Genomic DNA, 14,886 nt, shown 5'->3' with positions numbered 1-14,886 from the left:
GAATCGGTTCGCGAGCAAGCTCGCTCCTACAGGGCAGGGCCCTGCGCCGAGGTGCCTTTCGTAGGATGGGTAAACCCATGCGCTCGTGCTGATGGGTATCGCTTCGCTCCACCCATCCTACGGGGAGCCGTCCCGCGGATGAGATCCGCTCCTGCGACAAGGCGCCGTCTGGCCTTGGTTGCCTGCCGCTCGATGTCGAGCTGGAAGAGCCTCGGTTCGAAGCCGGAGCCAGGGAGGGCATGGGTGAAGCGGCGTATAACCGCGAACGGTTATACGCCCTACGAGATAAGGGACGCCGATCGACCAACGGCGCGCCCTGAAGCCTCGTGCTACAAGCTCGCGGTTCGGTCCGCGGGCTCTGCTGTGGTAGGCTGCGAGGTTCATCCACAGGAGTTTTCCATGCGTCTGTCCCGTTTCCTGGCTGCCGCGGCCTTGGGCCTCGCCAGCACCCTTGTCCTGGCCGCCGAGCCCGACCAGACCATCCGCAAGACCCTGCAGTCGCTGCAGCCCGACCTGCCCATCGAAACCATCAGCGCCAGCCCCGTGCAGGGCCTGTACCAGGTCCAGCTCAAGGGCGGCCGTGTGCTCTACGCCAGCGTCGACGGCAATTTCGTGGTGCAGGGCAACATCTACCAGGTGAAGGACGGCGCGGCCACCAACATCACCGAGGTCGCCGAGGCGGCCGGCGTGGCCAAGACCATCAATGCGCTGCCGGCCAGCGACATGGTGGTGTTCCCCGCCCAGGGCAAGGCCAAGGCGCACATCACCGTGTTCACCGACACCACCTGCCCGTACTGCCAGAAGCTGCACGCCGAGGTGCCGGAGCTGAACAAGCGCGGCATCGAGGTGCGCTACCTGGCCTTCCCGCGCCAGGGGCCGAAGTCCCCAGGTGACCAGCAACTGCAGGCGGTGTGGTGCTCCAAGGACCGCGCGGCGGCCATGACCGAGATGTTCCACGGCAAGGAAATCAAGGCCGCGCAGTGCCCCAACCCGGTGGACAAGCAGTTCCAGCTGGGCCAGATGGTCGGCGTGCAGGGCACCCCGGCGATCATCCTCGAAAGCGGCCAGATGCTGCCGGGTTACCAGAGCGCCGGCGAAATCGCCAAGCTGGTGCTGGACACCAAGTGAATCGGGCCCTGCGCCTGATTTGACTAATAGGGAGCCGCTTCGTAATGTGCGGTTCCTTTAACCATGAGGCCGGGCGTTCGCCCGGCCTTCGTACGGTACGTCCCCGCTCTCGCCGCGCATGCGCCGCGGGCCGGGACGTACCCCGTTTGCCGCGATGATGGGGAGTTTCAGCGTGAAACCGGTGAAAGTGGGAATCTGTGGGTTGGGGACCGTCGGTGGCGGTACCTTCAATGTACTCAAACGCAACGCCGAGGAGATTGCCCGCCGTGCCGGGCGTGGTATCGAGGTTGCGCAGATTGCCGCCCGTCGCCCCAATCCGAAATGCGAAACCGGCAGCACCCCCATCACTGCCGACATTTTCGACGTGGCGAACAACCCGGAAATCGACGTGGTCATCGAGCTGATCGGCGGCTACACCCTGGCCCACGAGCTGGTGCTCAAGGCCATCGAGAACGGCAAGCACGTGGTCACCGCGAACAAGGCGCTGATCGCCGTGCACGGCAACGAAATCTTCGCCAAGGCCCGCGAAAAGGGCGTGATCGTCGCCTTCGAGGCCGCGGTGGCCGGCGGCATCCCGGTGATCAAGGCGATCCGCGAGGGCCTGGCGGCCAACCGCATCAACTGGCTGGCCGGCATCATCAACGGCACCGGCAACTTCATCCTCACCGAGATGCGCGAGAAAGGCCGCGCCTTCGCCGACGTGCTCAAGGAAGCCCAGGCGCTGGGCTACGCCGAAGCCGACCCGACCTTCGACGTCGAGGGCATCGACGCCGCGCACAAGCTGACCATCCTGGCGTCCATCGCCTTCGGCATCCCGCTGCAGTTCGACAAGGCCTACACCGAGGGCATCACCAAGCTGACCACCGCCGACGTGAACTACGCCGAGGCCCTGGGCTACCGCATCAAGCACCTGGGCGTGGCCCGCCGCACCGACGCCGGCATCGAGCTGCGCGTGCACCCGACGCTGATCCCGGCCGACCGCCTGATCGCCAATGTGAACGGCGTGATGAACGCGGTCATGGTCAACGGCGACGCCGCCGGTTCCACGCTGTTCTACGGCGCCGGAGCCGGCATGGAGCCCACCGCGTCCTCGGTGGTCGCCGACCTGGTCGACGTGGTCCGCGTGCTCACCACCGACCCGGAGAACCGCGTGCCGCACCTGGCCTTCCAGCCGGACGCGCTCTCCGACCACCCGATCCTGCCGATCGAAGCCTGCGAAAGCGCCTACTACCTGCGCATCCAGGCCAAGGACCACCCGGGCGTACTGGCCCAGGTGGCGACCATCCTCTCCGAGCGCGGCATCAACATCGAATCGATCATGCAGATGGAAGTCGAAGAGCATGACGGTCTGGTGCCGATGATCCTGGTTACCCACCGCGTGCTCGAGTCCCGCATCATCGAAGCCATCGCCGCGCTGGAAGCGCTGGATGACGTGGTCGGCAACGTCGTACGCATTCGTGTAGAGCAGCTCGCGTAAGGCTATAGGCTGAAGGCTGGACGAGAAGGCTTCTACGTCCAGCCTCAAGCCTCCAGCGCTTTTATCGGTTTTCAAGAAAGGTTTCTAACATGCGCTACATCAGTACCCGCGGCCAGGCGCCCGCGCTGAACTTCGAAGACGTGCTGCTGGCTGGCCTGGCCAGCGACGGCGGCCTGTACGTGCCGGAAAACCTGCCGCGTTTCACCGTCGAGGAAATCGCCTCCTGGGCCGGCCTGCCGTACCACGAGCTGGCCTTCCGGGTGATGCGCCCGTTCGTCGCCGGCAGCATCTCGGACGCCGACTTCAAGAAGATCCTCGAGGAGACCTACGGCGTCTTCGCCCACAACGCCGTGGCGCCGCTGCGCCAGCTGAACGGCAACGAGTGGGTGCTGGAGCTGTTCCACGGCCCGACCCTGGCCTTCAAGGACTTCGCCCTGCAACTGCTCGGCCGCCTGCTCGACCACGTGCTGACCAAGCGCGGCGAGCGCGTGGTGATCATGGGCGCCACCTCCGGCGACACCGGCTCGGCGGCCATCGAAGGCTGCAAGGCCTGCGAGAACGTCGACATCTTCATCATGCACCCGCACAACCGCGTGTCCGAGGTACAGCGCCGGCAGATGACGACCATCCTCGGCGAAAACATCCACAACATCGCCATCGAAGGCAACTTCGACGACTGCCAGGAGATGGTCAAGGCCAGCTTCGCCGACCAGGGCTTCCTGAAAGGCACCCGCCTGGTGGCGGTCAACTCGATCAACTGGGCGCGGATCATGGCCCAGATCGTCTACTACTTCCATGCCGCCATCCAGCTCGGCGCGCCGGCCCGTTCGGTGGCCTTCTCGGTGCCCACCGGCAACTTCGGCGACATCTTCGCCGGCTACCTGGCGCGCAACATGGGCCTGCCGGTCAGCCAACTGATCGTGGCGACCAACCGCAACGACATCCTGCACCGCTTCATGTCCGGCAACCGCTACGACAAGGACACCCTGCACGCGTCGCTGTCGCCGTCCATGGACATCATGGTCTCGTCCAACTTCGAGCGCCTGCTGTTCGACCTGCACGGCCGCAACGGCAAGGCCATCGCCGAGCTGATGGACGGCTTCAAGGCCACCGGCAAGCTGTCCGTCGAGGATGACCGCTGGACCGAGGCGCGCCGCCTGTTCGACTCCCTGGCGGTGGACGACGAGCAGACCTGCCAGACCATCGCCGAGGTCTACGCCGAGTGCGGCGAACTGCTGGACCCGCACACCGCCATCGGCGTGCGCGCCGCCCGCGAATGCCGTCGCAGCCTGGCCATCCCCATGGTCACCCTGGGCACCGCGCACCCGGTGAAATTCCCCGAAGCGGTGGAGAAGGCCGGCATCGAGGCGGCCCCGGCGCTGCCGGCGCACCTGGCCGACCTGTTCCAGCGCGAGGAACGCTGCACCGTGCTGCCCAACGAACTGGCCAAGGTCCAGGCCTTCGTCAGCGCCCACGGCAACCGCGGCAAGCCGCTCTAAACCGGCCGCAGGAAGAGCCCGCCACCTTGGCGGGCTTTTTCGTTTTCGGGGCAAATATCTGAGGTTATTGAACTTTTTCCTTCAGATAGAGGTCTTTTCCTGACGTATCCGTTGTATCCCAGGAGAACCCCATGGACCGACTCGAGCCCCTGCTCGCAGCCATCTTCAGCCAGTACGCCCACGATCTCGGCCCCGCGCGTCCGGACGGTGGCCGGGTGCTGAGCCTGAGCACTTCCGAAGGCGAGGTCGTCCTGCGTCGCGTCCTCAGTGGCGAACAGCTGGCCGACGAGCGCAGCAGCCAGGAGGCGCTGGAGGCCATCAGCCGCGACCTGGCGGTGCAGGAGGGGCGCATCTGCAATGACGTGATCCACGCTCTGCGCCAGCGCGCCGCCCAGGTGCTCAGCTACGACACCTGAGCCCCGCCGGTTCCATCGCGAATGCCGCCGCCCCGGCCCGGGACGGCGGCATTCGTGTTTCTACAGGCGCCCGCACTGCACCAGGCGGGCGCGGATGGCCCCGGTGGTGCGGCCATGGGCGCGGGCGATGGCGGTGATGGGTTCGCCCTCGTCGAAGCGCTGCAGCAGGGCCTGTTCCTCTTCCTCGCTCCAGGGCTTGCCGGCCTGCTCCGGCGGCGGGCGTACCTTGCTCTGGGCTTCGAGGGCCTGGATGGCCTGGAACAGTGCGCGGATCACCTCCGGCGCCTGGCAGGCATCCTCCTCGGGAAGCGGCAGGCCGCTACGCGGGTCGATGCCCTGGGCCAGCTTGCGCAGCGTGTCCAGGCAGTGCTGGTTCATCTCCATGGAGCCTTCTCCTCTGCGGGGCGCCCGGAATGGGCGCCGAAAGGATCAGGTAGTGGATTTTCCAGCGTGGATCAGCCAGGTGATTCCGTTCTTTTCGTAGGAGCGAGCTTGCTCGCGAATGGGGGTTGCCGGGGACGTAGGTGTTAGGGGTTAAGAGCCTCTCTCCCCAACCCTCTCCCTGAAGGGAGAGGGTTGGGGAGAGGGGCGGAGTCAAGCCATGGCGTCGAAGTCGCAGGTGACTCCAGTTCGCGAGCAAGCTCGCTCCTACAAGAGCAGTGTGCTCACCGCTATCAGACCGCCCCATCCCGCCGTAGCGCGGCGATCTGTCCGGCGTCGTAGCCTAACTCCGCCAGGATTGCGTCGTTGTGCTCGCCCAGCTTCGGGCCTATCCACTCTGCCGAGCCGGGGGTTTCCGAGAGCTTGGGCACTATGCCGGGCATCTTGAAGGGCTTGCCGTCCGGCAGCTTCGCCGAGAGGAACATCTCGCGGGCGAGGAATTGCGGATCACTGAACATGTCCTCGGCGGAGTAGATGCGGCTGGCCGGCACCTCGGCCTCGTTCAGCACCTTCAGCACCTCTTCCTGCGGCAGCGAGCGGGCCCAGCGGTCGATCACCCCGTACAGCTCGTCGCGCCGCGCATCGCGGCCGTCGTTGCTTGCCAGTTGCGGGTCGTCGGCCAGGTCCTGGCGGCCGATGGCGAGCATGAAGCGGCGGAAGATGGCGTCGCCGTTGGCGGCGATCTGCACGTGCTTGCCGTCGGCCGTGGTGTGCACCGAGGACGGGGTGATGCCGGGCATGATGTTGCCGCTGCGCTCGCGGATGAAGCCGAACACGTCGAACTCCGGGACCATGGACTCCATCATGGCGAACACCGCCTCGTACAGCGCCACGTCCACCACCTGGCCCTGGCCGCCGTTGACCTCGCGGTGGCGCAGGGCCATGAGCGCGCCGATGACGCCCCACAGGGCGGCGATGGAGTCGCCGATGGAGATGCCAGTGCGTACCGGCGGGCGGTCCTCGAAGCCGGTGATGTAGCGCAGCCCGCCCATGGATTCGCCCACCGCGCCGAAGCCCGGCTGGTCCTTGTAGGGGCCGCTCTGGCCGAAGCCGGACAGGCGCACCATCACCAGCTTCGGGTTCAGTGCGTGGAGCACATCCCAGCCCAGGCCGAGCTTCTCCAGTACGCCGGGGCGGAAGTTCTCGATGAGGATGTCGGCCTCGGCCAGCAGCTTCTTCAGCACCTCGCGGCCGGCTTCCTGCTTGAGGTTGAGAGTCAGCGAGCGCTTGTTGCGCGCCTGCACGAACCACCACAGCGAGGTGCCCTCGTAGAGCTTGCGCCACTTGCGCAGCGGATCGCCGCCGTCGGGCGACTCGATCTTGGTCACTTCGGCGCCGAACTCCGCGCACAGGCGCGCGGCGAAGGGGCCGGCGATCAGGGTGCCGAGTTCCACGACCTTGAGGCCGGCGAGGGGTTTGGCGGTGGCGTTCATCGAAGGGTTCCATCAGTCGGGCAGTGGGGCGACTCTAGGGCCGTCGCCGGCCCGCCGCAAGCCATGGCCGGGGCGGCGGCGCGGGCAAAGCTGACCGATCGGTTGTGAAGGCGTTCCGCGATCGACGCCGGACGCGTAGAGTAGGGAACATTCCCACACCCTTTTCAGGCCGGCCGGGTATCCGTTCATGCGCGCCGTTGATCTTTCTCCTTCCGTCGACCCTACGTCGCCTGCGCGCGGGATGCCGAAGGAGGGCGCATGTCGCTGAGCCTGCCCACCCTGCTGCTGGTGGACCTGTACATCCTCGCCCTGGTCGGCGTGCTGATGTTCTTCGCCTGGTACGGTGGGCGCCGCGAGCCGACCCTCGGCTACATGGCCGCCATGCTCCTGCTCGGGGCGCTGTCCACCTTCCTCATCGCCCTGCGCAGCTTCGGCCTGGAGCTGCTGGCCATCGTCGCCGGCAACATGGTGGTGGCGCTTTCCTGCGCACTGCTGTGGACCAGCATGCGGGTGTTCGCCGGGCGTTCGCCCTACTGGCCCGGCGTGGCCGCGGGGGCCGTGATCTGGTTGTTGCTGTGCCTGTGGCCGGCCTTCCTGCAGTCGATGGTCTTGCGCATCCAGGTCCATTCGGCGCTGACCGTGGTCTACTGCCTGCTCGCCGCCGCCGAGCTGTGGCGCAGCCGCCAGCGCCTGGAGGTGCCGCTGCGGCCGACCTTGGCCCTGCTGCTGTTCCACGCCGGCTTCTATACCCTGCGCATCTTCGTCGACCGCGGCGAGGTGCCGGTGGTGCCCTCCGGCACCTACACCACCCTGTTCACCCTGCTGGTGTTCGAGACCATGCTGGTCGCCGTCGGCCTGGCCTTCACCACCCTGACCATGGTCAAGGACCGCGCCGAGCTGAAGTTCCGCTCGGCGGCCCTGAGCGACCCCCTGACCGGCATCGGCAACCGCCGCGCCTTCATGGATTCCGGCGAGCGCCTGCTGCGCCTGTGCGCCGAGCGTGGCGAGCCGGTGGCGCTGCTGGTCTGCGACCTGGACAACTTCAAGCGCCTCAACGACGCCTACGGCCACCCGGTGGGCGACCGCGCCCTGCAGGAGTTCAGCCGCATCACCGCCTCGCGCATGCGCCGCCAGGACGTGTTCGGGCGCATCGGCGGCGAGGAGTTCGCCTGCCTGCTGATCGGCGCCGGCACCGAAGCCGCCTGCCAGGTGGCCGAACGCATCCGCCGGGAGTTCGCCGAGGTGCCGTTCGTCGCGGATGGCCTGCTCAGCGTCAGCATCGGCGTGGCCACCAGCGAGGAGGGCGGCTACGAGCTGGCGCGGCTGCTGTCGCTGGCCGACCAGGCGCTGTACCTGGCCAAGGCCAAGGGCCGCAACCGCATCGAGCTGTCGGCGCCGGGCTCCGGCCGCGAGGGCCGCGGCCACCGCTGAGCGCGACGGGGGCGGCAGGGCCGGCGCAATCGGGGTAGACTTGCCGCCTTCGCATCGCTGGGATAGACCATGGCCCTCTCCGCCACCCCCTACAAGGCCGACATCAGCCTCACCGACTTGGACCGCGGCGTCTACGAGACGCTGCGCTTCACCGTCGCCCGCCACCCCTCGGAAACCGAGGAGCGCCTGGCGGTCCGCCTGATCGCCTTCGTGCTCTGGTACAACGAGCAACTGGCCTTCGGCCGCGGCCTGTCGGACGTCGAGGAACCGTCGCTGTGGGAGAAGAGCCTGGACGACCGCATCCTGCACTGGATCGAGGTCGGCCAGCCGGACAGCGAGCGCCTGGTGTGGTGCTCGCGGCGCTGCGAGAAGCTCTCGCTGCTGGCCTACGGCAACCTGCGCGTGTGGACCACCAAGGTCCTCGACGGCGTGCGCCACCTGAAGAACCTCAACGTCGCCGCCGTGCCCCAGGAGCCCCTGGAAGAACTGGCCCGCGACCTGCCGCGCTCGATCAACTGGACCGTGATGATCAGCGAGGGGACGATCTTCGTCACCGACGAGAACGGCCAGCACGAACTGCAACTGGAATGGCTGATGGGTGAGCGTTGAGCGCCGCCGGATAAGGACACTGTACGACCGATGCGCATCGATCCCCGCCCGCTCCCCGAACACCTGCCCGACCTCGGCGACCTGCCGCCACTGCTGACCCGCCTGTACGCCGCCCGTGGCGTGAAGTCCGCCGAGGAGCTGGACAAGGGCCTGGCGCGGCTGATCCCGTACCGCCAGCTCAAGGGCATCGACGCCGCCGTCGAGCTGCTGGTCGACGCCCTGGAGAAGCGCCAGCGCATCCTCTACGTCGGCGACTTCGACGCCGACGGCGCCACCGCCAGCAGCGTCGGCGTGCTGGCCCTGCGCCTGCTCGGCGCGGCCTGGGTCGACTACCTGGTGCCGAACCGCTTCGAATATGGCTACGGCCTGACCCCGGAGATAGTCGCGGTCGCCCTGGAGAAACGCCCGGAGCTGCTGGTCACCGTGGACAACGGCATCTCCAGCATCGACGGCGTGGCCGCGGCCAAGGCCGCCGGGCTGCGCGTGCTGGTCACCGACCACCACCTGCCGGGCCCGGAACTGCCGGCGGCGGACGCCATCGTCAACCCCAACCAGCCGGGCTGCGAATTCCCCAGCAAGGCCATGGCCGGGGTCGGCGTGATCTTCTACGTGATGCTCGCCCTGCGCGCGCGCCTGCGCGAGCTGGACTGGTTCGCCCGCAGCGGCACGCCGGAGCCTAACCTGGCCGAGCTGCTCGACCTGGTGGCCCTGGGCAGCGTCGCCGACGTGGTGCCGCTGGACGCCAACAACCGCATCCTGGTGCACCAGGGCCTGGCGCGCATCCGCGCCGGCCGCGCCCGCCCGGGCCTGCGCGCGCTGCTGGAAGTGGCCGGGCGTGACGCCCGGCGCATCACCTCCACCGACCTGGGCTTCATCCTCGGCCCGCGGCTGAACGCCGCCGGGCGCCTGGACGACATGTCCCTGGGCATCGAATGCCTGCTCTGCGAGGACGAGGCCCTGGCCCGCGACATGGCGGTGCAGCTCGACCAGCTCAACCAGGACCGCAAGGCCATCGAGCAGGGCATGCAGCGCGAGGCCCTGGCCCAGCTCAAGGAGCTGCCGGTGGAGGAAATGCCCTTCGGCCTGTGCCTGTTCGACCCGGACTGGCACCAGGGCGTGATCGGCATCCTCGCCTCGCGCCTGAAGGAGCGCTACCACCGCCCGACCATCGCCTTCGCCGACGCCGGCGACGGCAGCCTCAAAGGCTCGGCGCGCTCGGTGCCGGGCCTGCACATCCGCGATGCGCTGGACGCCGTGGCCGCGCGCCACCCGGGGCTGATCAGCAAGTTCGGTGGGCATGCCATGGCCGCCGGCCTGTCGCTGTCGCAAGGGCACTTCGGCGCCTTCGCCGCGGCCTTCGACGCCGAGGTGCGCCGCCAGCTCAGCGAGGACGACCTCACCGGGCGCATCCTCTCCGACGGCCAGTTGAGCCTGACCGAGTTCCACCTGGAACTGGCCCGCGCCCTGCGCCAGGCCGGCCCCTGGGGCCAGCACTTCCCCGAGCCGCTGTTCCACGGGGTGTTCCAGATCGTCCAGCAGCGCATCGTCGGCGAGCGCCACCTGAAGCTGGTGCTCAAGACCGAGTGCGGCTCGCTGCAGCTGGACGGCATCGCCTTCAACGTCGACCGCGAGGTCTGGCCGAACCCGACGGTGCGCTGGGCGGAAGTGGCCTACAAGCTGGACGTCAACGAATACCGCGGCAACGAGAGCGTGCAGTTGATGGTGGTGCACCTGGCGCCACGCTGAGCTCGCCGGCCGATGGGTATCGCAAAGCTCAACCCATCCTGCGAAAGCGCCCTGGCACACCTGCAGTCCCTCGTAGGATGGGTTGAGCGAAGCGATACCCATCGCAGGGTTTTACCAGCGCCCACTTCAGGCAAAAAGAGACCCGCGCAAGGCGGGTCTGAAATCGCCGCAGGAGAGAACGCGGCGAGCGTGGTTGGTCTTCCGGCTCAGGCGCCGGCCAGCTCCGCGTTGCGCCGGGCCAGGCGGCGGCGCCAGGCGCGGTACAGCGGCAGCACGAGCATGAGCGCGACCAGGGTCCAGGTGCCGATGGCGATGGGGCTGGACCAGAGGATGCCCAGCTCGCCGTTGGAGATCGACAGCGCGCGGCGCAGGTTCTGTTCCATCAGCCCGCCGAGGATGAAGCCCAGCAGCAGCGGCGAGAGCGGGAAGTCGAGCTTGCGCAGGATGTAGCCGAGGATGCCGATGGCGACCATCAGGAACAGGTCGAAGGTGGTGGCATGCACGGCGTACACGCCGATCGCGGTGATGATCGCGATGCCCGGCACCAGCGCCCAGTTCGGCACCGAGAGGATGCGGGTGAACACCCGGACCATCGGCACGTTGAGGATGATCAGCATCAGGTTGGCGATGAACAGCGAGGCGATCAGGCCCCAGACGATGGTCGGCTGCTCCTGGAACAGCAGCGGGCCGGGGGTGATGTTGTACAGGCTGAGCGCGCCGATCATCACCGCGGTGGTGCCCGAGCCGGGCACGCCGAGGGTCAGCATCGGCACCAGGGCGCCGCAGGCGGAAGCGCCGATGGCGGTTTCCGGGGCGGCCAGGCCGCGCATGTCGCCCTGGCCGAACTTGCCGCTGGCGCCGGCATAGCGCTTCTCGGTCATGTAGGCCACGGCGCTGGCCAGGGTGGCGCCGGCGCCGGGCAGCACGCCCATGATGAAGCCGAGCAGACCGCAGCGCAGGTTGACGACGAACACCGAGGCCGCCTCCTTGAGGTTGAACAGCATGCGCCCGCTGGCTTCCACGGCTTTGTGCCCGTGGTGGGTCTTCTCCAGCAGCAGGAGGATCTCGCTGACCGAGAACAGGCCCAGCACCAGCACCACGAACTGGATACCGTCGGCCACGTGGATGCTCTCGAAGGTGAAGCGGTACACGCCGCTGTTGGCGTCGATGCCCACGCTGGAGAGGAACAGCCCGAGCAGCGCCGCCAGCAGCGTCTTCAGCGGCCGGTCGCCGGCCAGGCCGCCGAGCGCGACTATGGCGAAGACCATCAGCACGAAGTATTCCGCCGGGCCGAAGGCGATCGCCCATTTCGCCAGCAGCGGGGCGAACAGCACCATGCCGCAGGTGGCGATGAAGGCGCCGATGAACGAGCTCCAGGCCGACAGCGACAGGGCCACGCCGGCCAGGCCGTTGCGCGCCATGGGGTAGCCGTCGAGGGTGGTCATCACGGTGGAGGCTTCGCCGGGGATGTTCAGCAGGATCGAGGAGATCCGCCCGCCGTATTCGCAGCCCAGGTACACCGCGGCCAACAGGATCAGCGCCGACTCCGGCGGCAGGCCGAGGGCGAAGGCCACCGGGATCAGCAGGGCCACGCCGTTGATCGGGCCCAGGCCCGGGAGCAGGCCGACCACGGTGCCGATCAGCGTACCGATCAGCGCGGTGACGAGGTTGTAGGGGCTCAGGGCGACGCCGAAGCCCTGCCCGAGATAGCTCAGGGTATCCATGACGGTGTCCTCAGAAGGGCAGGAAGTCGAGCACGCCCCGCGGCAGCGGGACGTCCAGGGTGCGGTCGAAGAGCAGGTACAGGCCGATGCTCAGCAGCGTGCAGGTGAGCACGCTGACGGCCGGCTTGCCGCCGTAGAGCAGGGCGATGAAGCTGCCCACCAGGGCGCTGGCGAGGATGAAGCCCAGCGGCTCGAAGAGCCCGGCGTAGACCAGCAGCAGGCCGATGCACGCCACCACCTTGCGCAGCAGCGCGCCTTCCAGCGGCTGCTCGTCGTCGTGGCGCACCGGCGTGGGCCGCAGGATCAGCCAGGCCAGGCCGATCGCCATCAGCGCCAGGCACAGCAGCGGGTAGGCGCGCGGGCCCACCGGTTCGTAGGAGAAGGGCGCCTGGTAGTTCCAGGCCACGGCGGCCAGGCCGAGGCAGGCCAGCAGCCAGGCACCGGCGAACAGCCGCTGCGGCAGCGAGTGGGGGGCGTGCATGTCGGGAACCTCGCGGCTTACTGGATCAGGCCGAAGTCATGGGCCATCTGGCGGTAGCGGGCGACCTGCTGCTTGACGTAGCTGTCCAGCTCGGGCCCGGTCATGGCGAAGGGGAACAGCTCGCGCTGGTCGCGCAGCTTGGCGAAGTCCTCCGAGGCCAGCAGCTTGTCGAACGAGGCCTTCCAGAACTGGTAGTCCTCGTCGCTGACCTTGGGCCCGACGTAGAAGCCGCGCACCACCGGCCAGACGATGTCGAAACCCTGCTCCCTGGCGGTGGGGATGTCGGCCATGCCCTCGTCCTGCAGGCGCTCCTCGGCGAACACCGCCAGCAGGCGCATCTTGCCGGCGCGGATGTGCGGCATGGAGTCGGAGATGTCGGTGCTGCCCACCTGGATGTGCCCGCCGAGCAGCGCCGTGGCGATCTCGCCGCCGCCTTCCAGGGCGACGTAGCGCAGCCGCTTCGGATCGATGCCGGCGGCCTTGGCGATCAGCGCGGTCTGCATCCAGTCCTGGCTGCCGACGGTGCCGCCGGAGCCGATCACCACCTTGCCCGGGTCGGCCTTGAGCGCGGCCACCAGGTCGGCGAGGTTCTTGTAGGGTGAGTCGTCGCGCACGGCGATGGCGCCGTAGCTGGTGCCGATGGCTGCCAGCCACTTCACCGCGTTCTCGTCGTAGCGGCCGAACTTGCCCTGGGCCAGGTTCAGCAGCGAGCCGCTGGAGAAGGCGGTGATGCTGTTGCCGTCGGCCGGGCGCTGGGCGACCACGGCGTTGTAGGCCACCGCGCCGACGCCGCCGGGCATGTAGGTGACGCGCATCGGGCTGGACAGCAGCTTCTCGTCCAGCAGGGCGCTCTGCGCCAGCTTGCAGGTCAGGTCGAAGCCGCCGCCGGGGGCGGCCGGGGCGATGCATTCCGGGCGCTTGGGCTCGGCGTGGGCGACGGCGGCGGTGAACAGCGCGCCGGCGGCGAGGAGCAGGGGGAGGGTGCGGAGCTTGGTCATTATCGGGGCCTCTTCTTGTTGTTGTTTACCAGATCGCCAGGGAATAGGTGAGGTAGACGCGGGTTTCGTCGGCGTTGCGGGCGAAGTTGGAACGGTAGGTGGCGTTGCGCAGGCGCACGCCGAAGTCCTTCAGCGGGCCGCTCTGCACCACGTACTTGAGGTCGGTGTTGCGTTCCCACTCGCGGCCTTCGCCGGTGCGCCCGTTGATCTCGGCGTTGTCGCCCTTGAGGTAGCGGTTCATCAGGGTCAGGCCGGGCAGGCCGAACACGGCGAAGTCGAAGTCGTGGCGCAGCTGCCAGGAGCGTTCCTTGGTCTCGGCGAAGTCGCCGACCTGGACGAAGTTCACCAGGTAGGGGTTGCTGCCGTCGATGTAGGGGAAGGCGCTGTCGCCGTCCATCTGCTGCCAGCCAACGCTGAACTTGTTGGCGCCGATGGCGTAGCCGAGCATGGCGTTGAAGGCGCGGTTGTCGATCCTGCCGCCGCGGGCGGCGCCGTCGTCGTCGCTGATCGCCAGGCGCCAGTCGGTGGTCAGCTTGCCGTCGCCCAGCTTGTGGCTGCTGAGCAGGCCGATGAAGTGCTGGCGGTACACCTCGTCCAGCTCGGCGTAGTGGTAGCGGCCGGTGAAGTGGTCGTCGAACTTGTAGTCGCCGCCGGCCAGGTCGTAGTGCTCGCCGGCGACGCTGCCGGTGAAGCGCTTGTTCTTGTTGTTCAGCGCCAGGTCCTGGGTGTCGGTGGAGTCGCGGTCGATGGCCTTTTCCAGGCGCCCGCCGGTGAAGGTCAGGCCGGGCAGGTCGCGGGACTCCAGCAGGCCGCCCTCGAATATCTGCGGGAACAGGCGGCTGTCGTTGGGCTGCAGGGTGGGCAGGTCGGGGATCAGGCTGCCGAGCTTGAGTTCGGTCTGCGAGACCTTGAACTTGGCGGTCAGCCCGAGCTTGCTGTACTCGTCCGCGGCGCGGCCGTCGTCGTGGGTGGGCAGCAGGCCGCTGCCGGTGCGGTCGGGGCTGGAGTCGAGCTTCAGGCCGAGCATGCCCAGGGCATCCAGGCCGACGCCGACGGTGCCGTCGGTGTAGCCGGACTGGAAGTCGAGGATGAAACCTTGCGCCCACTCCTCGCGCTTGGACTGGCCGGCGCCGTCGCGGAAGTCGCGGTTGAAGTAGATGTTCTGCGTCTGCAGCTTCAGGCTGCTGTCTTCGATGAAGCCGGAGGCGTCGGCTTCCCCGGCCAGGCCGCCAAGGGCCAGGGCCGCGCCGAAACCGGCAGGGAAGACACGGAACAGGACGGGATTGGCCCTACGGGCCGGGTGCTGGACAGTCAGCATCGGTGGACTCCATTTCTTGTTCTTGTGTGGATGGCGCCACGCCGCCAGCCGATTTGGGGACGATCTTCGTCGTCTGAGGGGCGATCCTAGCGCCGCTGCCTTTCACCAGGCTTTCAGCCGTTCACAGGCGCCCGTGGGCGGGTAAACTGCGTGCACCTGTCCACATCCGAGCGAGGAATACCGCC

At 68.0% G+C, this 14,886-nt stretch carries 13 protein-coding genes; 7 read left to right on the top strand and 6 right to left on the bottom strand.

Annotation, left to right across the window (positions count from 1 at the left end):
* Positions 1-399: 399 nt before the first annotated feature.
* The 4 genes from ACTWJ5_RS25190 (at position 400) to ACTWJ5_RS25175 (ending at position 4,520) form a co-directional block, all read left to right on the top strand.
* The gene (locus ACTWJ5_RS25190; RefSeq protein ID WP_009616374.1) at positions 400-1,128 is read left to right on the top strand and encodes a DsbC family protein; all 729 of its coding nucleotides are present in this window, start codon (positions 400-402) and stop codon (positions 1,126-1,128) included.
* Positions 1,129-1,300: 172 nt separating this feature from the next.
* On the top strand, positions 1,301-2,605 hold the full coding sequence (locus ACTWJ5_RS25185; protein WP_249917588.1) for a homoserine dehydrogenase: 1,305 nt from the start codon (positions 1,301-1,303) through the stop codon (positions 2,603-2,605).
* 89 nt (positions 2,606-2,694) lie between these two features.
* Positions 2,695-4,104, top strand: a complete 1,410-nt coding sequence (gene thrC, locus ACTWJ5_RS25180; RefSeq protein WP_061562593.1) for a threonine synthase — start codon at positions 2,695-2,697, stop codon at positions 4,102-4,104.
* 131 nt (positions 4,105-4,235) lie between these two features.
* Entirely contained in the window at positions 4,236-4,520 is a 285-nt protein-coding gene (locus tag ACTWJ5_RS25175) for a DUF3509 domain-containing protein (protein ID WP_074978892.1), read from the top strand.
* A 60-nt stretch (positions 4,521-4,580) separates the two neighbouring features.
* Here the strand turns inward: ACTWJ5_RS25175 and ACTWJ5_RS25170 are convergent, their stop codons facing one another.
* Together ACTWJ5_RS25170 and ACTWJ5_RS25165 are read right to left on the bottom strand one after the other, a co-directional pair.
* Positions 4,581-4,904 (bottom strand): hypothetical protein, encoded by a 324-nt coding sequence (locus ACTWJ5_RS25170; protein ID WP_116422936.1) that lies wholly within the window; start codon positions 4,902-4,904, stop codon positions 4,581-4,583.
* 290 nt (positions 4,905-5,194) lie between these two features.
* Positions 5,195-6,394 carry a CaiB/BaiF CoA transferase family protein gene (locus tag ACTWJ5_RS25165; RefSeq protein WP_074978889.1) on the bottom strand — a complete coding sequence of 400 codons (1,200 nt, stop codon included), beginning with the start codon at positions 6,392-6,394 and terminating at the stop codon, positions 5,195-5,197.
* A gap of 258 nt (positions 6,395-6,652) precedes the next feature.
* Between ACTWJ5_RS25165 and ACTWJ5_RS25160 the strand changes: the two genes are divergently transcribed.
* The 3 genes from ACTWJ5_RS25160 (at position 6,653) to recJ (ending at position 10,180) form a co-directional block, all read left to right on the top strand.
* On the top strand, positions 6,653-7,825 hold the full coding sequence (locus ACTWJ5_RS25160) for a GGDEF domain-containing protein (RefSeq protein WP_074978887.1): 1,173 nt from the start codon (positions 6,653-6,655) through the stop codon (positions 7,823-7,825).
* A gap of 69 nt (positions 7,826-7,894) precedes the next feature.
* Positions 7,895-8,434 carry a YaeQ family protein gene (locus ACTWJ5_RS25155; RefSeq protein WP_009616386.1) on the top strand — a complete coding sequence of 180 codons (540 nt, stop codon included), beginning with the start codon at positions 7,895-7,897 and terminating at the stop codon, positions 8,432-8,434.
* A 30-nt stretch (positions 8,435-8,464) separates the two neighbouring features.
* Positions 8,465-10,180 carry a single-stranded-DNA-specific exonuclease RecJ gene (gene recJ, locus ACTWJ5_RS25150; RefSeq protein WP_444436778.1) on the top strand — a complete coding sequence of 572 codons (1,716 nt, stop codon included), beginning with the start codon at positions 8,465-8,467 and terminating at the stop codon, positions 10,178-10,180.
* 206 nt (positions 10,181-10,386) lie between these two features.
* Here the strand turns inward: recJ and ACTWJ5_RS25145 are convergent, their stop codons facing one another.
* Genes ACTWJ5_RS25145 through ACTWJ5_RS25130 form a run of 4 tightly spaced genes read right to left on the bottom strand, consistent with a single transcriptional unit; the run spans position 10,387 to position 14,701 of the window.
* The gene (locus ACTWJ5_RS25145) at positions 10,387-11,904 is read right to left on the bottom strand and encodes a tripartite tricarboxylate transporter permease (protein WP_301500079.1); all 1,518 of its coding nucleotides are present in this window, start codon (positions 11,902-11,904) and stop codon (positions 10,387-10,389) included.
* A 10-nt stretch (positions 11,905-11,914) separates the two neighbouring features.
* A complete protein-coding gene (locus tag ACTWJ5_RS25140) occupies positions 11,915-12,385 on the bottom strand; it encodes a tripartite tricarboxylate transporter TctB family protein (RefSeq protein ID WP_009616391.1) in 471 nt (156 codons plus the stop codon).
* 17 nt (positions 12,386-12,402) lie between these two features.
* A complete protein-coding gene (locus tag ACTWJ5_RS25135) occupies positions 12,403-13,386 on the bottom strand; it encodes a Bug family tripartite tricarboxylate transporter substrate binding protein (protein ID WP_058487308.1) in 984 nt (327 codons plus the stop codon).
* 22 nt (positions 13,387-13,408) lie between these two features.
* Complete coding sequence (locus ACTWJ5_RS25130) at positions 13,409-14,701, bottom strand: OprD family porin (protein ID WP_444436777.1); 1,293 nt, start codon at positions 14,699-14,701, stop codon at positions 13,409-13,411.
* Positions 14,702-14,886 lie beyond the last annotated feature (185 nt).

The organism is Pseudomonas sp. A6, assembly GCF_052367875.1.
GTDB classification, from domain to species: domain Bacteria; phylum Pseudomonadota; class Gammaproteobacteria; order Pseudomonadales; family Pseudomonadaceae; genus Pseudomonas; species Pseudomonas citronellolis.
This window is presented reverse-complemented; position numbering and strand designations above follow the sequence as displayed.